The sequence below is a fragment of the Bacillus sp. FSL L8-0528 genome, assembly GCF_038593085.1.
Taxonomy (GTDB): domain Bacteria; phylum Bacillota; class Bacilli; order Bacillales; family Bacillaceae; genus Bacillus; species Bacillus paralicheniformis.
The window spans coordinates 3,232,501-3,255,646 of sequence record NZ_CP151961.1; the positions used below are offsets into that span (position 1 = coordinate 3,232,501).

General features: G+C 46.4%; 20 protein-coding genes, 2 rRNA genes and 1 riboswitch (1 of these 23 cut by a window edge). Of the genes, 11 read left to right on the forward strand and 11 right to left on the reverse strand.

Annotated elements, in window-relative coordinates:
- The 3 genes from MHI30_RS16520 to MHI30_RS16530 all read right to left on the reverse strand — a co-directional run.
- Window positions 1-1,123, reverse strand: a 23S ribosomal RNA gene (locus tag MHI30_RS16520); it reaches 1,807 nt to the left of the window's first position.
- Window positions 1,124-1,294: 171 nt separating this feature from the next.
- Window positions 1,295-2,844: ribosomal RNA gene (locus tag MHI30_RS16525) — 16S ribosomal RNA — on the reverse strand.
- Together the 16S and 23S rRNA genes form the textbook arrangement of a ribosomal RNA operon.
- A gap of 528 nt (window positions 2,845-3,372) precedes the next feature.
- On the reverse strand, window positions 3,373-4,473 hold the full coding sequence (locus MHI30_RS16530; RefSeq protein WP_075751223.1) for a GntR family transcriptional regulator: 1,101 nt from the start codon (window positions 4,471-4,473) through the stop codon (window positions 3,373-3,375).
- A gap of 161 nt (window positions 4,474-4,634) precedes the next feature.
- Window positions 4,635-4,734: riboswitch (TPP riboswitch) on the forward strand.
- A 111-nt stretch (window positions 4,735-4,845) separates the two neighbouring features.
- On the opposite strand from MHI30_RS16530, the gene thiT reads away from it, so the two are divergent.
- Complete coding sequence (thiT, locus tag MHI30_RS16535) at window positions 4,846-5,430, forward strand: energy-coupled thiamine transporter ThiT (RefSeq protein WP_075751224.1); 585 nt, start codon at window positions 4,846-4,848, stop codon at window positions 5,428-5,430.
- A gap of 40 nt (window positions 5,431-5,470) precedes the next feature.
- Here thiT and MHI30_RS16540 read toward each other — a convergent pair whose 3' ends face one another.
- Both MHI30_RS16540 and MHI30_RS16545 read right to left on the reverse strand, forming a co-directional pair.
- Window positions 5,471-6,028, reverse strand: coding sequence for a class D sortase (locus MHI30_RS16540; RefSeq protein WP_075751225.1), 558 nt, complete (start codon window positions 6,026-6,028; stop codon window positions 5,471-5,473).
- A 106-nt stretch (window positions 6,029-6,134) separates the two neighbouring features.
- Complete coding sequence (locus MHI30_RS16545) at window positions 6,135-7,133, reverse strand: processed acidic surface protein (RefSeq protein ID WP_075751226.1); 999 nt, start codon at window positions 7,131-7,133, stop codon at window positions 6,135-6,137.
- 179 nt (window positions 7,134-7,312) lie between these two features.
- Between MHI30_RS16545 and MHI30_RS16550 the strand changes: the two genes are divergently transcribed.
- The 6 genes from MHI30_RS16550 (at window position 7,313) to MHI30_RS16575 (ending at window position 11,698) form a co-directional block, all read left to right on the forward strand.
- Window positions 7,313-7,501, forward strand: a complete 189-nt coding sequence (locus tag MHI30_RS16550; protein WP_003184678.1) for a hypothetical protein — start codon at window positions 7,313-7,315, stop codon at window positions 7,499-7,501.
- 125 nt (window positions 7,502-7,626) lie between these two features.
- Entirely contained in the window at window positions 7,627-8,739 is a 1,113-nt protein-coding gene (locus tag MHI30_RS16555) for a tetratricopeptide repeat protein (RefSeq protein ID WP_003184679.1), read from the forward strand.
- A 1-nt stretch (window position 8,740) separates the two neighbouring features.
- Window positions 8,741-8,869: a hypothetical protein gene (locus tag MHI30_RS16560; RefSeq protein WP_003184681.1), complete on the forward strand. Its 129-nt coding sequence runs from the start codon at window positions 8,741-8,743 to the stop codon at window positions 8,867-8,869.
- Window positions 8,870-8,948: 79 nt separating this feature from the next.
- The gene (gene pcp, locus MHI30_RS16565) at window positions 8,949-9,596 is read left to right on the forward strand and encodes a pyroglutamyl-peptidase I (protein ID WP_075751227.1); all 648 of its coding nucleotides are present in this window, start codon (window positions 8,949-8,951) and stop codon (window positions 9,594-9,596) included.
- A 123-nt stretch (window positions 9,597-9,719) separates the two neighbouring features.
- On the forward strand, window positions 9,720-10,376 hold the full coding sequence (locus MHI30_RS16570; RefSeq protein WP_075751228.1) for a TrkA family potassium uptake protein: 657 nt from the start codon (window positions 9,720-9,722) through the stop codon (window positions 10,374-10,376).
- A gap of 2 nt (window positions 10,377-10,378) precedes the next feature.
- Entirely contained in the window at window positions 10,379-11,698 is a 1,320-nt protein-coding gene (locus MHI30_RS16575) for a TrkH family potassium uptake protein (RefSeq protein ID WP_075751229.1), read from the forward strand.
- A 10-nt stretch (window positions 11,699-11,708) separates the two neighbouring features.
- Here MHI30_RS16575 and MHI30_RS16580 read toward each other — a convergent pair whose 3' ends face one another.
- The gene (locus tag MHI30_RS16580; protein WP_075751230.1) at window positions 11,709-12,623 is read right to left on the reverse strand and encodes a DMT family transporter; all 915 of its coding nucleotides are present in this window, start codon (window positions 12,621-12,623) and stop codon (window positions 11,709-11,711) included.
- Between the two features lie 116 nt (window positions 12,624-12,739).
- Here MHI30_RS16580 and MHI30_RS16585 point away from each other — a divergent pair, with 116 nt between their 5' ends.
- Window positions 12,740-13,228, forward strand: coding sequence for a DinB family protein (locus MHI30_RS16585; protein WP_075751231.1), 489 nt, complete (start codon window positions 12,740-12,742; stop codon window positions 13,226-13,228).
- Window positions 13,229-13,269: 41 nt separating this feature from the next.
- On the opposite strand, the gene MHI30_RS16590 is transcribed toward MHI30_RS16585, so the two are convergent.
- The 3 genes from MHI30_RS16590 to betB form a co-directional block, all read right to left on the reverse strand.
- Window positions 13,270-13,851 (reverse strand): MOSC domain-containing protein, encoded by a 582-nt coding sequence (locus tag MHI30_RS16590; protein ID WP_075751232.1) that lies wholly within the window; start codon window positions 13,849-13,851, stop codon window positions 13,270-13,272.
- 109 nt (window positions 13,852-13,960) lie between these two features.
- Window positions 13,961-15,169 carry an iron-containing alcohol dehydrogenase gene (locus MHI30_RS16595; RefSeq protein WP_020452714.1) on the reverse strand — a complete coding sequence of 403 codons (1,209 nt, stop codon included), beginning with the start codon at window positions 15,167-15,169 and terminating at the stop codon, window positions 13,961-13,963.
- Window positions 15,170-15,186: 17 nt separating this feature from the next.
- Entirely contained in the window at window positions 15,187-16,659 is a 1,473-nt protein-coding gene (gene betB / locus MHI30_RS16600) for a betaine-aldehyde dehydrogenase (RefSeq protein WP_075751233.1), read from the reverse strand.
- Between the two features lie 322 nt (window positions 16,660-16,981).
- Here betB and MHI30_RS16605 point away from each other — a divergent pair, with 322 nt between their 5' ends.
- Both MHI30_RS16605 and MHI30_RS16610 read left to right on the forward strand, forming a co-directional pair.
- Window positions 16,982-17,536, forward strand: a complete 555-nt coding sequence (locus tag MHI30_RS16605) for a GbsR/MarR family transcriptional regulator (RefSeq protein ID WP_075751234.1) — start codon at window positions 16,982-16,984, stop codon at window positions 17,534-17,536.
- Between the two features lie 120 nt (window positions 17,537-17,656).
- Window positions 17,657-19,285 (forward strand): sodium:solute symporter family protein, encoded by a 1,629-nt coding sequence (locus MHI30_RS16610; protein ID WP_075751235.1) that lies wholly within the window; start codon window positions 17,657-17,659, stop codon window positions 19,283-19,285.
- 45 nt (window positions 19,286-19,330) lie between these two features.
- Here MHI30_RS16610 and MHI30_RS16615 read toward each other — a convergent pair whose 3' ends face one another.
- Both MHI30_RS16615 and alr read right to left on the reverse strand, forming a co-directional pair.
- Complete coding sequence (locus MHI30_RS16615) at window positions 19,331-20,248, reverse strand: class I SAM-dependent methyltransferase (protein ID WP_075751236.1); 918 nt, start codon at window positions 20,246-20,248, stop codon at window positions 19,331-19,333.
- A gap of 177 nt (window positions 20,249-20,425) precedes the next feature.
- The gene (gene alr, locus MHI30_RS16620) at window positions 20,426-21,607 is read right to left on the reverse strand and encodes an alanine racemase (RefSeq protein ID WP_075751237.1); all 1,182 of its coding nucleotides are present in this window, start codon (window positions 21,605-21,607) and stop codon (window positions 20,426-20,428) included.
- 344 nt (window positions 21,608-21,951) lie between these two features.
- Between alr and MHI30_RS16625 the strand changes: the two genes are divergently transcribed.
- On the forward strand, window positions 21,952-23,133 hold the full coding sequence (locus tag MHI30_RS16625) for an oxalate decarboxylase family bicupin (RefSeq protein ID WP_075751238.1): 1,182 nt from the start codon (window positions 21,952-21,954) through the stop codon (window positions 23,131-23,133).
- Window positions 23,134-23,146 lie beyond the last annotated feature (13 nt).

Consider the following 23,146-nt stretch of genomic DNA (forward strand, 5'->3'; position numbering starts at 1 on the left):
GGCTGCTTCTAAGCCAACATCCTGGTTGTCTAAGCAACTCCACATCCTTTTCCACTTAACGTATACTTTGGGACCTTAGCTGGCGGTCTGGGCTGTTTCCCTTTCGACTACGGATCTTATCACTCGCAGTCTGACTCCCAAGGATAAGTCTTTGGCATTCGGAGTTTGACTGAATTCGGTAACCCGGTAGGGGCCCCTAGTCCAATCAGTGCTCTACCTCCAAGACTCTTACCTTGAGGCTAGCCCTAAAGCTATTTCGGAGAGAACCAGCTATCTCCAGGTTCGATTGGCATTTCACCCCTACCCACACCTCATCCCCGCACTTTTCAACGTGCGTGGGTTCGGGCCTCCATTCAGTGTTACCTGAACTTCACCCTGGACATGGGTAGATCACCTGGTTTCGGGTCTACGACCACGTACTCATGCGCCCTATTCAGACTCGCTTTCGCTGCGGCTCCGTCTTTTCAAACTTAACCTTGCACGGGATCGTAACTCGCCGGTTCATTCTACAAAAGGCACGCCATCACCCGTTAACGGGCTCTGACTACTTGTAGGCACACGGTTTCAGGATCTCTTTCACTCCCCTTCCGGGGTGCTTTTCACCTTTCCCTCACGGTACTGGTTCACTATCGGTCACTAGGGAGTATTTAGCCTTGGGAGATGGTCCTCCCGGATTCCGACGGAATTTCACGTGTTCCGCCGTACTCAGGATCCACTCAGGAGAGAACGAAGTTTTGACTACAGGGCTGTTACCTCCTATGGCGGGCCTTTCCAGACCTCTTCATCTACCTCGTTCCTTTGTAACTCCGTACAGAGTGTCCTACAACCCCAAGAGGCAAGCCTCTTGGTTTGGGCTAATCCCGTTTCGCTCGCCGCTACTCAGGGAATCGCATTTGCTTTCTCTTCCTCCGGGTACTTAGATGTTTCAGTTCCCCGGGTCTGCCTTCTCATATCCTATGAATTCAGATATGGATACTGCTCCATTACGAGCAGTGGGTTTCCCCATTCGGAAATCTCCGGATCAAAGCTTGCTTACAGCTCCCCGAAGCATATCGGTGTTCGTCCCGTCCTTCATCGGCTCCTAGTGCCAAGGCATCCACCGTGCGCCCTTTCTAACTTAACCGTTAAAAAGAATCACTACGTGATATCTTGCATTACTAATTGAATGTGATGTCTACTGTTATCTAGTTTTCAAAGAACACGTTTTGAAGGAATGATCCTTCAAAACTAAACAAGATCTAAACGCACCTGTCTATAAGACCGCAAGGTCTTATATTCCGTATAATATCCTTAGAAAGGAGGTGATCCAGCCGCACCTTCCGATACGGCTACCTTGTTACGACTTCACCCCAATCATCTGTCCCACCTTCGGCGGCTGGCTCCAAAAGGTTACCTCACCGACTTCGGGTGTTACAAACTCTCGTGGTGTGACGGGCGGTGTGTACAAGGCCCGGGAACGTATTCACCGCGGCATGCTGATCCGCGATTACTAGCGATTCCAGCTTCACGCAGTCGAGTTGCAGACTGCGATCCGAACTGAGAACAGATTTGTGGGATTGGCTTAGCCTCGCGGCTTCGCTGCCCTTTGTTCTGCCCATTGTAGCACGTGTGTAGCCCAGGTCATAAGGGGCATGATGATTTGACGTCATCCCCACCTTCCTCCGGTTTGTCACCGGCAGTCACCTTAGAGTGCCCAACTGAATGCTGGCAACTAAGATCAAGGGTTGCGCTCGTTGCGGGACTTAACCCAACATCTCACGACACGAGCTGACGACAACCATGCACCACCTGTCACTCTGCCCCCGAAGGGGAAGCCCTATCTCTAGGGTTGTCAGAGGATGTCAAGACCTGGTAAGGTTCTTCGCGTTGCTTCGAATTAAACCACATGCTCCACCGCTTGTGCGGGCCCCCGTCAATTCCTTTGAGTTTCAGTCTTGCGACCGTACTCCCCAGGCGGAGTGCTTAATGCGTTTGCTGCAGCACTAAAGGGCGGAAACCCTCTAACACTTAGCACTCATCGTTTACGGCGTGGACTACCAGGGTATCTAATCCTGTTCGCTCCCCACGCTTTCGCGCCTCAGCGTCAGTTACAGACCAGAGAGTCGCCTTCGCCACTGGTGTTCCTCCACATCTCTACGCATTTCACCGCTACACGTGGAATTCCACTCTCCTCTTCTGCACTCAAGTTCCCCAGTTTCCAATGACCCTCCCCGGTTGAGCCGGGGGCTTTCACATCAGACTTAAGAAACCGCCTGCGCGCGCTTTACGCCCAATAATTCCGGACAACGCTTGCCACCTACGTATTACCGCGGCTGCTGGCACGTAGTTAGCCGTGGCTTTCTGGTTAGGTACCGTCAAGGTACCGCCCTATTCGAACGGTACTTGTTCTTCCCTAACAACAGAGTTTTACGATCCGAAAACCTTCATCACTCACGCGGCGTTGCTCCGTCAGACTTTCGTCCATTGCGGAAGATTCCCTACTGCTGCCTCCCGTAGGAGTCTGGGCCGTGTCTCAGTCCCAGTGTGGCCGATCACCCTCTCAGGTCGGCTACGCATCGTTGCCTTGGTGAGCCGTTACCTCACCAACTAGCTAATGCGCCGCGGGTCCATCTGTAAGTGGTAGCTAAAAGCCACCTTTTATAATTGAACCATGCGGTTCAATCAAGCATCCGGTATTAGCCCCGGTTTCCCGGAGTTATCCCAGTCTTACAGGCAGGTTACCCACGTGTTACTCACCCGTCCGCCGCTGACCTAAGGGAGCAAGCTCCCGTCGGTCCGCTCGACTTGCATGTATTAGGCACGCCGCCAGCGTTCGTCCTGAGCCAGGATCAAACTCTCCATGAAGTTTGATAATGACTACGCACAACATGTGTGCGATTTATTTAATGAATTAACAGGTACGTTTTGTCTTGTTTAGTTTTCAAAGATCATTTCCGCCTCTCGAAGAAGCGACTTTACTAATATAACATTCTATCACTGTGAATGTCAACAACTTTTTTTAAAAGATTTTCGAAGTTGTTTTTATAAAGCCTCCTTTTTAGGGGCGGATACAAATATAACATCTATTTTCGTTTTACACAATAGCTTTTTTAAAAAAATAATAATCAAATGATTTTGACTCCGATGATTCCTGATTATCTCGACCAGCCGGCAATTGACGCCATTTATTTCTCCTTACCGCTTTCTTCTATATAAAGGTATACAGCGGTCTTTAAAAATCGATTTGCTAAAGCTGCACATGGGCCGAAGCTTCGAGGATGACATTAAACTCTCCGCTATCAGCTTTCACTTGAATAAAAAGCTCCTCATTCCGGAGCTTTTTAACAGGATATATTTTCATTCACGCTGGTTGGCGGATAAAGCTTATACAGCCTACCTTTTCAGCTTGGCGGTCGAATGTCTGACAACCAGTTCAGGTTTGTAGACGGTGGAATGCTCAAGCTGATCCGTGTTGCGTCCCTCAACTTTGGCAATCATCCATCTTGCCGCCTCAATCCCCATCTGCATTTTCGGATGGGTGACTGACGTCAGCTTCACTTCAGATGCCTCGCTCAAGTGTGAGTCGTCATATCCCACAATCGATATGTCTTCCGGCACCTTCAAACCGAATTCCCTCACGACATCCAACACCATAAGCGCGATCTCGTCGTTATAGCAGAATATAGCAGTCGGACGGTCTGATGAAGAAAGCCGCTTCCTGGTTTCAGCTATCGTTTTTTGTTTTTTGTTCTCTGTTGTGTACGTCACGACCATTTCAGGGTAAAACGACAAGCCGTTTTCTCTGAAAGCACGGATAAATCCTTTCATCCGGTTGGCGCCCTGCATATCGTCCTGTTTAAAGAAACCGAACACTTTTTCATGGCCGAGCTTAATCAAATGCTCCGTGGCGATAAAACCGCCGTGTTCATCATCCAAAATGAAATGGGGCGGATTTAACTCCTGATAAAATTGGTTGATCATCAAATACGGAATATGATGTTGTTCAAGCGTCAAATAGTAACTTAAATTCGGGTTAAAGCTTCCTGTTTTCGTCGGCTCCACGATCAACCCGGCAATTTTTTTGTCAAGCATATTCACAAGGCATTGTTTTTCTTTTTCATTGTCATTATTGGTGCTCGCGACGACAAGGGTGTATCCTTCACTGGACAGGGACGATTCGATTCCTCTTATAATAGAAGGAAAAATGTAATCCGAAAGGTAAGTCGTCATGACCCCGATCATCTTATTTCTTTCCCTTCCTTTTTCAGAAAGCTGAAGACGGTGGGAGCAATACGTCCCTGAGCCCTGCTCTCTGTATAAAAGCCCTTCATGAACAAGGTCGCCAATCGCTTGCCGGATCGTATGCCTGCTTACACCAAATATTTTCATCAATTCGTTTTCCGAATGAATTTTTTCGCCCGGCTTCACTTTGCCTTCATATATCCACGATTTAATTTTATTTTTCACCATGCTGTATTTTGTAAGTTCACCCATCAGATCAACCCTTTACTGATCTTGTACGTACGAATAAGTTCTATTATAAAGGAAAAGATGTTTGCCTTGCTACATATTGGAGAAATTAAGCAAAATTTTTCGAAAAATCAGCTTGTCGTCCGTTTCTTTTTTTAGTATAGTAGAATATAACTAAATAACTTGATGACCACAAGGGGAGCCTCGAGGCTGAGAGTGAACGACCGTTCTGACCCTTTGAACCTGTTAGTTAACGCTGGCGTAGGGATGTGGCAAAGTCATTTCTAATTGCATCCAAAGCAGTGCGTGGAAAACTTTCCTACTCCTTCCCCGCATTGCTTTTTTTAATGGGAAAGAAGTCCAGTATCCCTTTGTTCATCAAAAGTGAGGGTTATGATGAATCAATCTAAACAACTTGTACAGCTGATTGAAATTGCGATTATGACAGCAATAGCACTTATACTTGATATGGTGTCCGGAATGTTTTTAAAAATGCCTCAAGGCGGTTCAATCGCCGTCATGATGATTCCGATCTTCCTGATCTCCTTTAGATGGGGGCTGAAGGCAGGGCTGGCAACCGGGTTTTTAGCCGGATTGCTTCAGTTTGTCACTGGAGGATATTACGTTGTTCATCCTCTGCAGCTTTTTCTTGATTACTTTATCGCGCCGACAGCCGCGGGAATCGGCGGCTTTTTTGCCGGATCGATCAGAAATGCTTCAATCGAGAAACAAAAAGGAAAGATCATTTTCTATGTTACGCTGGCCGTCTTTCTCGGAAGCGGACTGAAATTTCTCGCACATGTCATCAGCGGCGCTGTCTTTTTTGGAAACTATGCGCCTGAAGGCACTCCGGTATGGATTTATTCATTAGTATATAACGGAACATATATGCTACCGTCTTTCGTTGTCTGCACAATCGTCCTTTGTTTACTGCTGCTAACCGCGCCAAAACTCCTGGAAAACAGATCAAACATGAGGTAACACAAAAAACAGCGGACTCGCCCGAGATTCCGCTGTTTTTTTATGTTTTAATCAAATCTGCGACCAATATATACCGCTCCGGTGCTGAACCGATAAAGTCAAAAGGATAGCAGGTGGAAACCGTCAATGTCGCTCTCGGCTTTGGTACAATCACCGTCCTGTCATCCGCATCCACGATTCGGACCTTTTTCACTTTGTATGTAAAAGTTCCGTAGGAAGCTTCAACAATTAACTGATCGCCTTTCCCCACTCGGCCGAGTTTTCGGAAAACCGTATCCCGGTGCCCAGATAAAACCGAGTTGTCATCTTCTCCAGGCAGAACGGAACCCGCGAAATGGCCCACGCCTTTTTGCAGCTCGTCTTCATCTGTCCCGTGATATATAGGAATCCTTGCATTGATTTTCGGAATGACAAGATCACCGATTTTCTCCCCGGTTTTAAATGTTTGATCAATCACCGTCTTTTCTTTTTTCGCCGTCTGCATCGGAGGTTTTTCAGGCTTTTCTTCTTCTTTCATCTGCTGAAATGAAAAAAGAGCGTAGCCGTGCATTAACTTGAACACATTCGTTGTTGTAAAATAAGCGCCGCACACAACCATCGCAATAGCTGCGAGCCAGATGATCTTTTTTCGATGTGCCTTAATTTCCTTTCACTCCTTATAAAAACTTCCCATTCTCTACATAATTAGAATGGGAAGTGACATGTTAAGCCGCTTTGCGAAGCCTTCTGATCATGAAGAAGCCGCCAAACATCAGAACGGCGCCTAAGATCGACCATTCCGCGTAATGCCCGGCCGTTTTCGGAAGCTTTGCACCTTTAACCGTCTTTTTCACATGAGATGGCTTTGCATCATGTTTGACAGCCGTGTGGGTTTGCTTCACTTTTGACCCTGTGTCATGAATTAAATCAGATCCGATCATGTCAGGCGTCAGCAATACATCCAAAATGAAATTGCCTTGCAGATCGTATACTTCCACCAGAAGGCTTGCTCCCTTCACATCTTCCGCGCTGACAAGCGTTGTCAAAGACACTTCTTTTTTCTTTCCGTCTTTAACAAGATAGTATTTCGTTTTCACTTCAAGCGTCTTCTGAAGATCGTTTAAAATGGACAGCATTTCAGCGATATCCTGAGCTGACAGCTCTGATACAGACTCGAAATCGGCTACCGCTTCAAGACGTTCTCCAAGAGCCATCAAATCATTTTCAAGGTTCGGATTGTTATCGCGCACTTTTCGGAGATGATTCACGAGTCTTTCCCACTCCTGATCATCCACACCTAATTCTTGAAACATGTTCCCGATCTGAAAATCGTCTTCTCCTTCATATGTCACAGTGAAAAGCGCATCGTCCAATTCGTATTCAAACATAAACACGTCGAGAATGTTTTGGCCGCTTTCCATATAGCCATTTTCAACAAAAAGGTCAGCCGCTTCTTTTTCGCTCAATCCGTATTCTTTTAAATAGGATGCCAAAAGTTGTTTAGTCAGTCTTTGCCCTAAAAAATCTTTCAACTCTTCCACCGACTCAAAATCTTTTAAACTTTCATCATATGTATCCTGTAAATAAGATTCCAATTCTTTTTCTGTCATTCCTATTTCTCCAAGATACTCTTGAAGCTCGGCCTGTTTCGGAGCGGCAAAAGCCCCTGCTGCCGGCACTAAAACCAGGATGCAGACCAATAGTGACATCAGCCTTTTTTTCATTTCGTATGACCCCCTAAATTTATCTATCATCTTGATTATAGTGGAAATATTTTAAAAAACATGTATTGTAATTGAAAATCTTTTCGTCTATAATATTTTCTTCTTTTTCTTGTTTAAACAGGCATAATCTTCCCCTCTATTGAATGTAATATAGTAAAGCGAATAGAGGAGGTATGCAAATGAATCCTTACTATATGATGCTCTTATGTTACGTCCTATCGATCATCCACTTTTTAATAGGCTACCGGGAAGCCCTGAAAATAAGCGGAGCTGACGGGCTGGTCAACGGAACCGCAATGATCTCCTGTATTCCGCTTGGCGCGGTTTTCGCTTTTTTCGCGCACTTTTTTTGGAAAATGACGATTTAATTTCGGGAATGAATTTTTTCGCCAACAAACATGCATTTCCGTGTTATTCACAGACGGCGGCAGTTTATGCTATGATTAATAGAACTTCAATTTACAAAAAATTCACAAAGATTGGAGGGAAAAGAATGGCCAAAGCCGTGGCTTCTCAAGAAGTCGCCAATATGCTGAACGACTGGTACATACTGATGAAAAAACGAGACATTTCAGGTTCAATCGAAATGAAAGATGACATAGATAAAGCAATTGAAAAGATGGAAGAAGATCATGACGTTCTTCTCTATTATCAAATGCTGGATTTTCGCTTAAGGCTTCTTCTTGAAGATATCTCCCAATCTTCCACAGAAAAATTGGAAGCCATCAGTTTTAAGGACAAAGATCCAAAAAGTACGGACGATAAGCTGAATTATTATTTTTATCTGTTCAAAGGGATTTATGAAGACTACAAGCAAAACCATACAGAAGCGCTTAATTTTTTCAGAATAGCGGAAAAAAGGCTGAGCGTCATTCAAAATGAAATTGAAAAAGCCGAATTTCATTATAAAATCGGTGTTTTGTATTACAACTTAAAAGCGACATGGCTGTCGATTCACCACATCAACATTGCCTCAGGCATCTTCCAAGGGTATGACGGGTATGCCAAGCGGGTCATCAACTGCAAAATGCTGATCGGGCTCAATTATATTGACCAATTTAAGTTTGCCGAAAGTGAAGTATTGTTAAAGGAAGCAATTGAAAAAACCGAAAAAATCGGCGACCAATATCTTTTGCCTTATACCTACTATAATATGGGCTTTTTGAAGAGTAAGGAAGATAAACACGAAGAAGCGCTGAAGTATTATAATAAAGCTTTTGCAATCAAAGACTTTGAAACGAAAGCCAAGTATGCTTACCTTCTATGTGTATATGAAAACACAAGGTCTCTTTTCAAAACCAACGATCCCGACCAAGCTTTTAAATGGATCGACACAGGCTTTAAAAAAGCTCAAGAAGTGAATAGCGAAATTTTCGAATTAAAATTCAAAACTTTATATACATTACATTCCGATTGTCAGAATAAACTGGAAGTAATCAAGGACTTTATTCACCAATTAGAAGATAAAAAAGCATGGGTTGATCTGGAGGAATTGCTGATGGACGTAGCGAATTACTATAGGGAAAATAAGTTATACGAAGAAGCCATATATTTCTACATTAAAACAGACAAGGCAAGTAAACTTGCCGGAAGAGGAGGAGAATAGGATGAAAAAAGTGTTGTTAGCTGTATTTGTATTAGGCACTGTTTTCAGCTTTTCGTTTGCAAATCACGCTCCTGAAGCGGCTTCCCAAAGCAATGAGATACTTTTGGCTTCTCGTGGAGCAGGCGGGTGACTACATCCTCAAAATACCCATTCAGACATCTGCTGAATGGGTATTTTGCACTTTACATTCATATTCAGGAGTGATCGATATGGGAAAGAAAGTACTGCTGACAGGATCTGACCCCTTTGGGGGAGAAACAGTCAATCCGTCCTGGGAAGCTGTAAAACGGCTGAACGGAGAGGAAGCAGAAGGCGTCTCTATCGCAGCGGAGCAGATTCCGACCGTTTTTCATCATTCAGCGGCCGTTTTGAAAAAAGCGATCGAAAAGCACAAACCCGATGTCGTCATTTGCGCAGGGCAAGCAGGCGGCAGGGCTCATATTACGCCGGAACGCATCGCAATCAACATCGATGATGCTCGCATTCCGGATAATGAAGACCGGGAACCGATCGATGAACCCATCGCGGCAGACGGGCCTGCTGCTTACTGGTCCGCGCTTCCGATCAAGCTCATTGTGAAAGAGTTGAGAAAAAACGGAATACCGGCCTCCGTCTCCAATTCAGCGGGAACTTTCGTATGCAACCATCTCTTTTACCAGTTAATGCACCGTATAGACCGCACCTCGGCAAACATCCGCGGAGGGTTCATCCACATTCCGTTTCTCCCCGAACAAACAATCGATAAACCCGAGCCGAGTCTCAGCCTTGAAACGATCGTCGAAGGACTTAGAATAGCCGCCGTCGTCTCCGCCCTTCACGAACAAGACATTCGCGAAACCGGAGGCTCACTCAGCTGACACCGAAGCCGCCTCAAGGCGGCTCTCCGGCTTTGCACTCTTCCGGATTCTTGTACATCCCTGTGTGTTTTTCTTTTAAAAAAGTAAACACTATAAGAAAAACAGGTAAAAGGGTGAACACGGATGCAGAAATCTTATGCCGTTTTCGGGCTCGGCCAGTTCGGCGGCAGCCTTGTGAAAGCCTTCCACGCAAAAGGGGCGGAAGTCTTAGGCATCGACAAATCCGAAGAAAAAGTAAACGAATATTCTGCTTTTGCAACCTACACCATTTGCGCCAATGCCGTTGATGAAAATACATTGAAACAAATCGGGATACGCAACATCGATCACGCCTTTGTATCATTCGGCGATGACATTGAAGCAAGCATTCTGACCTCGCTTTTGCTGATTGAAATGGGCGTTCCCAAAGTATGGACGAAGGCGCAAAATGACTATCACCAAAAGGTTCTGCATAAAATCGGCGTCCATCGTATCATTCATCCCGAAAAAGATATGGCCAAGCGGATAGCCAGCCATATCACCTCGGAAAAGATGATCGATTTTGTTGAGCTGTCGCCAAACTACAGCATCGTCGAAATTGTGGCAACAAAAAAGCTGGACAAAAGAAGCCTGGGGGATATCGATGTACGCGCCAACTTCGGCTGCAACATCGTCGGCATAAAAAGAGACGGGCATTTCATCATCGCACCGAGCGCTGATGACATGATATATGAAAACGATATTTTGATTGTGATCGGGCAAAACAAAGATATTGAGACCTTTGAAAAAAAGGGCGATTAACCGTGAAGTTTAAACAGATTCAATTAAGCCCGTCCCAACTGCTCGTGCTGGTGTTTTTATTTTTCATCATATTAGGAACCCTTTTATTGAAGACGCCGGCAGCGACGTCTAAACCCATAGGCTGGATTGATACGCTTTTTACTTCGACCTCGGCGATGACTGTTACCGGTTTAGCCGTCGTTGATACAGGCACGGATTATACGTTGTTCGGTCAGCTCATGATCCTCGTTCTCATCCAGCTCGGGGGACTCGGCATCATGTCATTTGCGGTCCTCATTTTTATCATGCTCGGAAAAAAAATCGGCCTGAAAGAACGGCTGTTGATTCAACAGTCGCTCAATCAAACTTCTTTAGGTGGGATCATAAAGCTCATCAAAAGTTTGTTTATTTACTCCTTTGCGATTGAAATGCTGGCCATGCTGATACTGGCTGTCAAATGGGTTCCTGAATACGGTTTCGCACGCGGCGTCTACTACAGCCTGTTCCACGCGGTTTCCGCCTTTAACAATGCCGGATTTTCCATTTGGCCGGACAGTTTAATGTGGTATGAAGGCGATCCGCTCGTCAACCTGGTGATCAGTTTTTTGTTCATCATCGGCGGGATAGGGTTTACCGTATTGTCTGATCTATGGCATAAGCGGAGCTTTAAAAAGTTAAGCCTTCATTCGAAATTGATGATATACGGTACGTTTATCATCAATTTGTCAGCCATGATCTTTATCTTTCTGCTTGAGTATCAAAATCAAAAAACGCTCGGCATGCTTCCGCCAGCTGAAAAACTTTGGGGCGCCTATTTTCAGGCAGTGACCCCGCGAACAGCCGGGTTTAACACGACAGACATCGGGAGCCTGCACGAAAGCACGATCACACTTTTGCTCCTTCTTATGTTTGTCGGAGCGGGGAGCGCATCGACCGGCGGAGGAATCAAGCTGACGACGTTTCTTGTCATTCTCCTGTCGGTGATCACTTTTTTAAAAGGCAAAAAACATATTTCGATAGCAAAAAAAACGCTGAAAGACCAATTGATCATTCGTTCGCTCGCTATTTCGACTATCAGTGTGCTGTTGATTTTAGCGGCTGTCTTTATTTTAAATATGACAGAACCTAAGCCGTTTTTGGCGATTTTGTTTGAAGTCGTATCAGCCTTCGGCACGGTCGGCCTGTCAATGGGGATTACGGCAGACCTGACCCCTATCGGAAAGATCATGATTATTTTCATTATGTTTCTCGGAAAACTCGGGCCGCTCACATTGGCGTTTTCCCTGGCCAAACCTGAACAGGAAAACATCCGCTATTCAAGCGAAGATATTTTGACCGGATAAGGTGCAAACTTTAAAGGGCTTTATGCGTTTTCCCTTGCACGGCCGGGACGGTGTTTTTCCTCATGCTTTGCGAGGCCATGAACAGGATGATGCCTGAAAAAATCACCGCTCCGCCGATCACCTGCGTCATCATGACGGATTCGTCTAAAATCCAATACGCCAGCGCAACCGCTCCGACTGGTTCAAATAAAATCGCCACAGAAATCATATTTGTGCTCAGCCATTTCAGCACCCAGTTAAACAGCGAGTGACCGAGCAAAGTCGGAATGACGGCAAGCAGGAAGAAATATCCCCAATCTGACGCAGGATAAGAAAAAAAGGCGGCGCCCGAAAACAGACAGTACAGACATAAAGTGATGGCGCTGATTCCATACACAATAAAAGTGTAAACGGTCAAACTGTGGCGTTTTCTGACATGCTGGCCAAACAGCAGATATGCGGTCACAAGCGCACACGCCAACAGTGCAAGAATGTCGCCGTAGAGCGCCTGGCCGCTTACTTTGAAATCCCCCCAGCTGATGTACGCGCTTCCGCCGATCGCGAGAAGCGCACTGATGATTCCGGCGAACGAGACTCTTTCTTTAAATAAAAAGTATGTACCGATAAAAGAAAAAATCGGCTGCAGCGTAACAAGAACAACCGAGCTCGCCACTGAGGTGTATTCAAGCGAACGGAACCATAAAATAAAATGAAATGCCAAAAAGAACCCCGCTGCCGCTGAAAACAGCCAGTCTTTTTTCGAAAAACTCAAGACTTCTTTTCTTTTCCCCCAGAAAAAAGGAAAGATCAGCAAAGCGGAAAAAAAGAGACGATAAAAAGCGATGATTCCAGCGTCGGCCGTTGACAGTCTGACAAAGATGGCGGAGGAAGACACAGCCAGCACCCCGACCACTAATGCGATATACGGGTACAATGTTGTTCTCAAATAAATCCTTCCTTCTATTCATTTTTCTTAAGCATATCCGATGGCGATGCGAAAATCGAGTGTTTTTTGGTTATTTTACCAGCCTGCGATATGGTACAGTAAAAACAGGAGGGGATATGATGAGCATTTTTAATGAAGCGAGAAAAGAACTTTGGAGCGAGATCCAAGGCCTGTCAGACGAAACGCTGAATAAAAGGCCGGCGGAGGACGAATGGAGCATTCAAGAAGTGATCGACCACCTGAAAAGAATCGACCTGATGGCACTTCAAATCCTGAAGGAACAAATCAAGCATGCACCGGTCAAAACAATCGAAGATAAACCGGTGCATCAGTCGGAAGACAGAAGCTCCAAACGAAAGGCGCCTCCATATGCAGAGCCTGAAAGAAAAACGGCGGATGCTTTAACCCTCAAAGCTGAGCTCGACAATGTCAGAACACAATTAACTTCAGTCATCGCCGCCTTTCACGATGAAGATTTTCAAAGGGTGCTGCCGCATCCTGTTTTCGAAGAGCTTACGGTCAGGCAGTGGCTCGACTTCATCGGCCACCATGAAAGAAGGCATATTAAACAGATCAACGAAATTAAACAAAAACTATTGCAATAAGCGGAAAGCCCCGGTTTTAGAGACCGGGGCTTTTCATCCGCTCAGGCAAACGACCTGGCGTCTTTCATGGCAGCAGGCGAATACGCCCACACTTCTGCCTGGTCGCCTTGATGGATCAAGCCGGGGCGTTCGACGACGCAGACGATTCCCCTTCTTCCCATCGCATGGCGCACAAAGCGCGAAGCAAGCTTCGGTTTGTCGGGAAACTGCTCCTGAATGACTTCTCCGGGCTGAATGCACGGCTCATTTTCACCCTCGCTCAACAGAGAGGCGCCGCTTGGAAAAACGATTCTGCTTCCTTCTCTTAATGAGGTTAAATCAGGCAGACCGCTTAATGCGATATTGGCCCCGAGCCATTCCGGAAGGACCGCAGGAATGTTCAGCCGTCCGGCAATTTCAAGACACTCTTCGACTGAGACAATTGAAATCTGCCTCCTGTTGAAAATCTCCGTTCCTCTTTTATACATCGGCTCCCTTGCTCCCGCTTTTTTCGTCAGTCCAAAATGCAGATCACCCGGTATTCCCCCGTAATCGATCACAATCTTTTCCTGCTTCTCTGTCACAAATGACGGTGTGTCCGCTATGTATACGTTCTCTGCAACAGCCGTGTGCTTTTTCCACATGCAACCCATCCCCTTTAATTAAGATGTGATTTATTTTACAACGCTCCCCTTTTTTTCTCAAATGGAGAAAGCCCGCTGTGCGCTCACACAGCGGGCTTCATGCATTTCTTTATACAGTTTTCGGGGTTAGATTAAAGCAGCGTTTGTAAATCCAATTGTACGCTTTTTCGTTCAGGTCTCTCGGGTTTCCGACCGTTTGCGGATCTTTCATCGCTTCTTTTGAAAGGCGGTCGATCATGTCAGGTGATACGCCTTGCTCTTCAAGACTGGGAATCTCCAAGTCTTCCACAAGCTGATACATCCAGTTCACTGCAGCTTTAGCCGCTTCCACTGTAGACATGCCGCTTGTGTCAATGCCGAACGCTTTTGCAATGCGGGCGAATTTTTCAGGGTAGCCTTTCCAGTTGTATTCCATTACAGGCCCCATCATCGCCGCCACACATTGACCGTGCGCGACAGGAATGATTCCTCCTAGCGTCTGGCTCATCGCGTGAGCAGCGCCTGCAGATTCGCTTCCGTAAGAAAGACCTGCAAGCATAGCCGCCTGCGCCATGCCGTATCTCGCTTCAAGATCTTCCCCATCGGCAAACGCTCTGCGGATGTAATGTGCGCCGTATTCGATCGCAAGAAGGGCCACCGCGTCGGTTATCGGCTGGGCAAATTTCATCGTATAGCACTCGATGGCGTGAGCTAAAGCGTCAACGCCTGTCATCGCTGTGACATGCGGAGGCATTGATACATGCAATTCAGGATCGATAACGGTCAAGTGAGCAGCAATCAGCGGACCGCCCGTATTGAATTTAAATTCGCGTTCTTCATCTGTGATAACCGCCCATTGTGTCACTTCTGAGCCTGTTCCGGCAGTCGTCGGGATCGTTGTAAGCGGAGGAATCCGGTTTTCAAGCGGCTTCTTTCCTTCCGCCGCTTCATAGTCAAGAACCGAGCCTTCATGAGTGGCTTCGACTCCGATCGCTTTCGCCGTATCCATTGAACTTCCGCCCCCGACTGCTACAAGGCCGTCGCAGTTTTCTTCAGCATACAGCTTGGAACCTTCAGCGACAAGACGAACAGGCGGATTCGGCTCGACTTTATTAAAGACGACAACTTCAACGCCTGCTTCCTGAAGGGATTCAACGACCGGGTTTGTGACACCTGCCTTGTAGATGCCGGGGTCTGTGACAAGCAGCGCTTTTGAAACGCCAAGTTTTTTTACTTCTTCACCCACATGTTTAACGGCTCCGATTCCATGCTTAATGACGGTCGGGATTTCAAACGTGTGGAATTTGTTCATCGCTTCTACTTTCATATTTAAAGTCATGAATCATTTCCTCCTTCTTATGCTTTAAACCAATTGACAGCCGCCGGTTTCGTATTGCGGTAGACGTGCTTCACTTCTGTGTATTCTTCAAGGCCCATGCGGCCAAGCTCGCGGCCGATGCCTGACTGCTTGTAACCTCCCCAAGGCGCTTGTGCGAAATACGGGTGGAAATCATTGATCCAGACGGTTCCCATGCGCAGTTTGGAAGCAACGCGTCCCGCTTTTTCGATGTCTTTTGACCAAACGGCGCCGGCTAAGCCGTAAATCGTATCGTTTGCAAGTGAGACAACTTCTTCTTCTGTTTTGAATGATTCAACTGTTAATACAGGACCGAATACTTCTTCCTGAACGATTCTCATATCTGATGTACAGCCCGAGAAAATCGTCGGCAGATAGAAAAATCCATTTGCAAGTTCCGGATCCTCCGGACGCTTTCCTCCTGTTTCCAGCTTGGCGCCTTCTTGCAGGCCGATTTCCACATATTTTTCTACTTTGCTGCGGTGTTCAGCTGAAATGAGCGGACCGCTCTGCGTCTCCTCGTGGAATCCGTTGCCGAGCTTGATTTTTTTCGCACGTTTGACAAGCTCTGCGACAAACTCGTCATGAATGGATTCTTCAACGAGAAGACGAGCGCCCGCGGAGCAAACCTGTCCTGCGTGGAAGAATACCGCATTCAGCGCCTGGTCAACCGCTACGTCAAAATCTGCGTCTTTAAACACAATATTCGGATTTTTCCCGCCAAGCTCAAGCGCAATTTTTTTCACATTCGCACTTGCAGCCTGCATGATTTTCTTTCCGGTTTCAATTCCGCCGGTGAAAGAAATTAAGTCGACGTCTGTATTTCTGGCAAGTTCATCGCCGACAGTAGCTCCGGGACCGAGAACAAGGTTGGCAACCCCTTTAGGCACACCGGCTTCTTCCATCAGCTTGAAGATCTTAATGGTTGTCAGCGGTGTGATTTCACTTGGTTTGACAACGATTGTGTTGCCCGCCGCCAAAGCCGGAGCGATTTTCCAGCTGGCCTGCAGGAGCGGATAGTTCCATGGGGTGATCTGCCCGCAGACACCGACCGGCTCCCTGACAATTTCGCTTTTAGAATCGGGAATCGGTGAAGAAATGACTTCTCCTCCATCTTTATCCGCAAGCCCTGCATAATATTGAAATACGTTTGCAATATCATCCATATCGGCTCTGCTTTCTTCAAGCGTCTTGCCGGTGTCAAGCGATTCAAGCTCTGCCAGCTCTTCGTGGTCGCGTCTGATCAGTTCGGCGATCTTTAATACGATGTTGCCTCGTTCAAGACCCGGCGTATTCGCCCACTCGCCGTCGTCAAAGGCGCGGCGCGCTGCGGCAATCGCCCGAACAGCGTCTTCTCTGTCTCCTTCACTGACGGTTTCAATATGCTCTTGATTGTAAGGATTGATAATGTGGCGGGTCTCGCCTTTTTTGGCGCCCACCCACTTTCCGTCAATGAAAAGTGTTTGACTCATAAAAGCAGCCTCCTCATTACGCAAAGTTTGTTAAATAAAAATTTAACGTTTTGAACACTTTGAATTTATCATGTGCCATTTTTTGTGTCAAAGGAAATAAGGCTGATTATTTTTTTTGAATTTTATGTGAACGCAGTGCTCATACGGGCTGAGGCCATTTGAAAAAAAATTTTGATTTTGACATTTGAATTTCTTTCGTTAAGATAAAGAACATACAGAAATAACTTAACAAACTTAACGCGGATTTCAGACAATCCCCGATTTTTCGGGGGGCATTGAATCTGCAATGCTGATGTTCCGCTCCTGTGAAAGGAGGAAAGTAATGGACAATCCCCGTGATCTTTCAGCAAAAGAAGCGATCGCACAGGCAAAAGATCTTGTCATTGATTCAATCGCAGAAACGATGGATCTGTACGGCATTACCCGGAGTGCGGGTATTTTGTACGGAACGATGTACCTTTCGGATGAAATGACACTGGACGAAATGCGGGAAGAACTGCAAATGAGCAAGCCCAGCATGAGCACAGGCGTAAAAAAGCTCCAAGATTTAAACGTCGTCAAAAAGACATTCCATAGAGGAAGAAGAAAACACAGCTTTGTTGCTGAAAAGGATTTCTTCAAATTTTTCACAAGCTTTTTCCCGCAAAAATGGGAAAGGGAAGTCAAAGTGAATCTCATGGCTATTCAAGACGCTCAAAAAGCATTGGAGGACATCGTCGAAAGCGATGGGCTTGACGAAAGTATAAAAGCAGAAGCGAGAGCTCTTTATGACCAGCTGGAACAGTCAAAACCGTATTATGACTGGCTGCTGAGACTCGCGAAATCTGTCCAATCCGGAGAGATCTTTGAGTTTATACCGATTGATAACAAGAAATAAAAAGGTTTTATCCGCTCTGAAGTCAGCAATTTGCATACTTCCCAGAGTGGCGCAAAACCTTTTTTCACATTTTAATTTCAAGAAAATTCGAAAAATTATTATCGGAGGCGATGTGCATACATGAATTATGCTGAGAAGAAAAAAAACTGGATCAAATTAGGTATTTTTGCGCTGTTTGCGGGAGGCATACTCGCGTATATCGGCATATCGAATGCAGACATTCATTGGGGCGGCTTTATCTCCATGATGATATTCTTTGCTTTCACCTATTATTTAGGCGCTTTTTACGCAGCAAAGAAATCAAATTCTTTTTCTGATATGATCGTGGCAAAAAGGAGCATGCCGTTTTTCGTCGGAATGGTGACAATGGCCGCAACATGGGTCGGCGGCGGATATATTAACGGAACGGCTGAATCGGCTTACAGCGACGGCCTCATCTGGGCCCAGGCACCTTGGGGCTATGCATTGAGCCTGATTATCGGCGGTATTTTTTTCGCCAGAAAAATGCGCCGTCATCGATTTATGACCATTATCGATCCTCTCGAACAGCGCTTCGGTAAGCGGATGGCCGGCGTTTTGTATATACCGGCGCTGTTAGGAGAATTGTTTTGGAGCGCCGCGATCTTAACGGCATTGGGCACGACTTTCGGAATGATTCTGAATATCGATTTCCAAACGTCGATTATTCTTTCGGCGATGATCGCTATCGCTTATACAGTTGCCGGAGGCATGTGGGCAGTCGCTTTCACAGATGTCTTCCAAATGATCATCATTTTACTCGGGCTGTTTTTAGTCGTCCCATTTGTATTGTCAAATGTCGGTCCACTTGATAGCGTATGGGCCAATTACAGGCATGATTTCGGCAGCAGCGCCAACCTGTTTCCGCCGTTGGACGGCTGGAAAAATCCTGAATGGGGAAACCTGTTTTGGAACTGGTGGGATAATGCGCTCCTCTTAATTTTCGGGGGTATCGCATGGCAGGTGTACTTTCAGCGCGTGCTTTCTGCAAAATCGGAAAACGCCGCCATGTGGCAGTCGATTATTGCCGGAGTGATCTGCATCATTGCCGCCATTCCGTGCGTGATCATCGGAGCTGCCGGAAACAGTGCCGATTGGAGCCTGTTCGGAGCGAGCGCTCCGGATAACCCGGCGATGATTTTGCCGCAAACGCTTGCGTATTTAACGCCGGGAATCGTAGCAGGACTCGGCTTGGGTGCAATCGCAGCTGCCGTCATGTCAAGCATGGACTCATCGATTCTATCGGCATCATCAATGGCCGCATGGAATATTTACCGTCCGCTGATCAAGCCGAAGGCCACCCAAAAACAGCTGCAAAAAGTCGTCAAACGCTCAATCGTTTTGTTCGGCGCGGGAGCAGCGATCATCGCGCTGAATGTCAAAAGCGTTTATACTTTATGGTATTTGGCTTCAGATTTAGTTTATTGCATTCTTTTTCCCCAGTTAACAATGGCCCTCTTTTATAAAAGAGCAAACCTGTACGGGTCAATTGCCGGATTTGCAGTTGCGGTCATTCTGAGGCTGGGCGGCGGTGAACCCGCATTCGGCATCCCGCCGCTTCTGCCGTATCCGATGATTGAAGACGGCACAGTCCTCTTTCCTTTCCGGACGCTGGCTGCGGTTATATCATTTATGACGATCTTCGCTGTATCCGAATTGACGCAGCGCAAATGCCCTCCTAAACAGCTTGTACTCCCCCAAGAAAAACAGAAAGACGATCGCGCGGCTTAAAATAGGAAAAACGCCCGGCTCCCGGGCGTTTTTCTTGATTCGTGTTTATTTTTTCACGGCATGAATGTAGTGAATCGTTTCAAAAGCTGACAGATCATCTTTTCGATTGTTAAAATAACGCTCTTGAATATTTGACGGTGACAAATGTTCATAAATGAGCAGTCCGGATTGCTCCAGCATATGCTGGATTTCCTGATACGAATAGCATGACTTCATCGGTTCTCCGCCTGCCGCTGCCATTTTCACCATATTTTCCACCCTGTTGGAGAAACCTTTCTCTTTGAACAGGTTTTCATCCGCATAATCAAAAACGATCGAACTCCCTGAAGGAAGATCAGCCATTAATTGTCTCAGCAATTTTTCGGTTTCCTCCTTTGTTAAGTAGTAGGAAACGCCCAAAAAGCTAAAGAACGTTTTTTTGTTAAAATGAAAACCCTTATCAGCCAATTCTTGATAAGAAAACGCCTTGGCAAAGTCCAAAGGAATAAAATGAAGGTGGGCCGGGATGTGAAAACCGGCTTTGTCGAGCCTTTCCTTTTTCCATTTTTGTGTCGCCGGATGGTCAATTTCAAAGATATCAATTTTGTCTTTTAACTCCAGGTTCCGAAAACAAAAAGTATCAAGCCCTGCCCCAAGAATCACGTATTGTTCTGCTCCAAGACGAATCTCATGGTGCAGCACGCTTTCGCAATATGCGGCACGCGCGAGCGGTGTCGGAGAGAGCTGAATTTGTGTGATCCATTTTAATATTTCTTCATCGTCTCCCTCGTATTTTTCCGCTATATCTTTGTTGAAGAACTGTATACCTTGAATGAAGCTGTTTTTGATATCAGCAAATTCTTGTTGGGAAATGAGCGTTTTGGCTAGATTATCATCAAAAATTTTCGGTTCATCATATTGGCTGTGATAAGCTCTGCCAAAAGCCGAAATAAGAGACGTTACACTCGATTCATCTTTTTTCATGTCGTACACTCCTTCATCAAACGCAAAAAAATAGGATTCTCCCGGTCAGGAGAATCCTATTATACACACCAATATCCAATTATTAAATTATAGCATAAATAAATTTTTTTGTCAAGGATTTTAACTTTTTCCTATTTTGATCAATGATCGAGAAAACGGCCTGTGAGTATGGGAAAACTACACGTATAACAGCGGAGTCGACTTTTTAAAAATCTCGCCGTCTCTAATATAAAAACGAGGGACGCGCCAGCTTATTGTAGATACCACTTCATAGTTGATCGTATCAAGCATTTCCGCAACTTCATCAACGGAAATTTCAGCTCCCTTTTGCCTGCCGTAAATCACGACTTCCTCTCCTTGTTTACCTTCGCTCTCTCCCAGACTGACCATGATCATGTCCATTGTTACTCTTCCCGCCACCGGCACCCGTCTTCCGCGATGAAGAATAAATCCGCGATTGGAAAGTTCACGGGAATAACCGTCAGCATAGCCGACCGGAATCGTGGCAATCACTTCCCCGCGCTCCGCAACATATGTAGCGCCGTAACTAACGGTCCGCGGTTCTGTCAACATGGTTTTCACATAAGCGATGCGCGCCTTCAAGCTTAGTGCAGGCACAAGCTTAACGAGATTGAGCTGCCTGATATAATCGGAAGGATATAATCCATACATTCCGATACCTAAGCGAATCATATCAGCACTGAATTCCGGAAAAGCGATCGCCGCGGCCGTGTTGTTCATATGCACCGCAGGCAACTTAAAGCCTTGTTCTTTCAGAAAGCGGAGAAAGCTGATAAACTTTTCGTGTTGAATCATGGTTAGCTCAGTATCCGGTTCGTCAGCTGTGGAAAAATGCGTAAAAATTCCTTCCCATCTGAGGTTTTCACTTGCCGTCAGCGCTTCCACGATGGCTAAAAGCCTTCCTTTTGAGCGGACACCTAAACGCCCCATGCCGGTATCCACATTGATATGAACAGACAGCCGGTCAGGGGTTGCTTCTGTTTCCAATATCTCGTTCGCTTCTTTAATCCAGTCAACTTGAAATGCTGATAACGATATATTCCAAGCTGCCGCTTCTTTCACACAGCTAAGCGGGGTGAAACCGAGCACAAGGATCGGTGCGTCAATCCCCGCTTTTCGTATAACGACCGCTTCCTCCACCGAGGCAACGGCGAGCTCACTCGCGCCATGTTCAAGTGCATGGCGTGCCACTTCCACCGAGCCGTGCCCATAAGCGTTCGCTTTTACGACAGCCATAATCTTGCTCCTCTTCGGAATATGCCGCCGAAATGCGCGCAAATTTTTTTTAATCGCATCAAGGTTTACCTCTACCCAAACTTCCCGGCAAAGCTTTTTCATCAACGCTCCCTTCTTTCTTGTCACATAGTATTCATTTCATGTAGCCGTTCGAAAATGGCCCGGATGCTTTCTATCTTATTCAGCTTCGGGCGAAATCATTCAGTCAGTAATCATTGGATGATCGGTCGAAGAACGTCAGAAAAGAAATAAACTGGATGCTGCGCCGTGCAGACTATACTGCTGCCCTACGAAAAACGGCGCAGCGTTATTTTAAAGGAAGCGAAAATCTGTCTATCCCCTTTAAACTGCCTTATTAAGGCTTCGGTTTTTTTATCGAGTCGATATATTTTCAGCGTCCGTGTCATAAATTTCGGTATACACGATCTGTGAAGGGAGCTTTTCACATGAAAAGAACAGCCGGGACTCCAGCTTGGTACAATCGCGTGCCTCATCCAATAAGACACGATGGTGCGGGCGCGACAGATTTTGGTCCCCGCGACGTGATGCGGGATGTAGAGAATCCCGACATGTTCGTTCCTCCAAAAACAGATGCCGGAGCCATCCCCAATTTAAAGTTTTCTTTTTCAGACACACATATGCAGTTAAATCATGGCGGCTGGTCGCGTGAAATAACTGCCCGGGAGCTGCCCGTATCAACGACGATTGCCGGCGTCAATATGCGGCTGACGCCAGGCGGGGTGCGCGAGCTGCATTGGCATAAACAATCGGAATGGGCTTACATGATTTTGGGCCATGCGCGCATTACCGCCGTCGATCAGGACGGCAGAAACTTTATCGCCGATGTCGGCCCCGGGGATTTGTGGTTCTTTCCCGCCGGAATACCGCACTCGATTCAAGGGCTTGAGGATGGCTGCGAATTTCTCCTCGTTTTTGATGACGGGAACTTCTCCGAGTTCGATACCTTCACGATTACCGATTGGTTCGCACACACACCGAAAGATGTTCTGGCCGCGAATTTCGGTGTACACGAAAGCGCCTTCGCCCGCATCCCCGACAAACAGCGGTACATCTTCCAAGCAAAAGCGCCGGGACCGCTCGAAAACCAAAAAGTGCCGGACCCGTATGGAACCGTACCAAAAAGCTTCGCATACAGGCTGTTTGCACAAAAGCCTATTGTAACACCCGGCGGAACGGTGCGAATTGTTGATTCTTCAAACTTTCCGATTTCGACAGCGATCGCCGCCGCGCTTGTCGAAGTCAAGCCCGGCGGAATGAGGGAAATGCATTGGCACCCGAACAACGATGAATGGCAGTACTATATCTCAGGGACCGGGCGAATGACAGTATTCGCCGCAAACGGGACTGCCCGGACCTTTAATTACCGGGCGGGGGATGTCGGATATGTCCCGTTTGCCATGGGACATTACATTCAAAATACAGGCAGCGAAAGCCTGTGGTTTTTAGAAATATTCAAAAGCAGCCGCTTCGCAGACATTTCATTAAATCAGTGGATGGCGCTGACTCCGAGAGAACTGGTTGAAGAGCATTTGCATGCAGGCCCTGAGCTGATGAACGCTCTGCGAAAAGAAAAATGGCCAGTCGTCAAATACCGTACGGACAGCTAGGCCATAAACCTAG

Bases quoted from the DNA above. Each gene is read 5' to 3' on its own strand.
- MHI30_RS16530 (WP_075751223.1), bottom strand. From the start codon at position 4,473: ATGGGTGAACTTACAAAATACAGCATGGTGAAAAATAAAATTAAATCG.
- thiT (WP_075751224.1), top strand. From the start codon at position 4,846: ATGAATCAATCTAAACAACTTGTACAGCTGATTGAAATTGCGATTATG.
- MHI30_RS16540 (WP_075751225.1), bottom strand. From the start codon at position 6,028: ATGGTTGTGTGCGGCGCTTATTTTACAACAACGAATGTGTTCAAGTTA.
- MHI30_RS16545 (WP_075751226.1), bottom strand. From the start codon at position 7,133: ATGAAAAAAAGGCTGATGTCACTATTGGTCTGCATCCTGGTTTTAGTG.
- MHI30_RS16550 (WP_003184678.1), top strand. From the start codon at position 7,313: ATGAATCCTTACTATATGATGCTCTTATGTTACGTCCTATCGATCATC.
- MHI30_RS16555 (WP_003184679.1), top strand. From the start codon at position 7,627: ATGGCCAAAGCCGTGGCTTCTCAAGAAGTCGCCAATATGCTGAACGAC.
- MHI30_RS16560 (WP_003184681.1), top strand. From the start codon at position 8,741: ATGAAAAAAGTGTTGTTAGCTGTATTTGTATTAGGCACTGTTTTCAGC.
- pcp (WP_075751227.1), top strand. From the start codon at position 8,949: ATGGGAAAGAAAGTACTGCTGACAGGATCTGACCCCTTTGGGGGAGAA.
- MHI30_RS16570 (WP_075751228.1), top strand. From the start codon at position 9,720: ATGCAGAAATCTTATGCCGTTTTCGGGCTCGGCCAGTTCGGCGGCAGC.
- MHI30_RS16585 (WP_075751231.1), top strand. From the start codon at position 12,740: ATGATGAGCATTTTTAATGAAGCGAGAAAAGAACTTTGGAGCGAGATC.
- MHI30_RS16590 (WP_075751232.1), bottom strand. From the start codon at position 13,851: ATGTGGAAAAAGCACACGGCTGTTGCAGAGAACGTATACATAGCGGAC.
- MHI30_RS16595 (WP_020452714.1), bottom strand. From the start codon at position 15,169: ATGACTTTAAATATGAAAGTAGAAGCGATGAACAAATTCCACACGTTT.
- betB (WP_075751233.1), bottom strand. From the start codon at position 16,659: ATGAGTCAAACACTTTTCATTGACGGAAAGTGGGTGGGCGCCAAAAAA.
- MHI30_RS16605 (WP_075751234.1), top strand. From the start codon at position 16,982: ATGGACAATCCCCGTGATCTTTCAGCAAAAGAAGCGATCGCACAGGCA.
- MHI30_RS16610 (WP_075751235.1), top strand. From the start codon at position 17,657: ATGAATTATGCTGAGAAGAAAAAAAACTGGATCAAATTAGGTATTTTT.
- MHI30_RS16615 (WP_075751236.1), bottom strand. From the start codon at position 20,248: ATGAAAAAAGATGAATCGAGTGTAACGTCTCTTATTTCGGCTTTTGGC.
- alr (WP_075751237.1), bottom strand. From the start codon at position 21,607: ATGAAAAAGCTTTGCCGGGAAGTTTGGGTAGAGGTAAACCTTGATGCG.
- MHI30_RS16625 (WP_075751238.1), top strand. From the start codon at position 21,952: ATGAAAAGAACAGCCGGGACTCCAGCTTGGTACAATCGCGTGCCTCAT.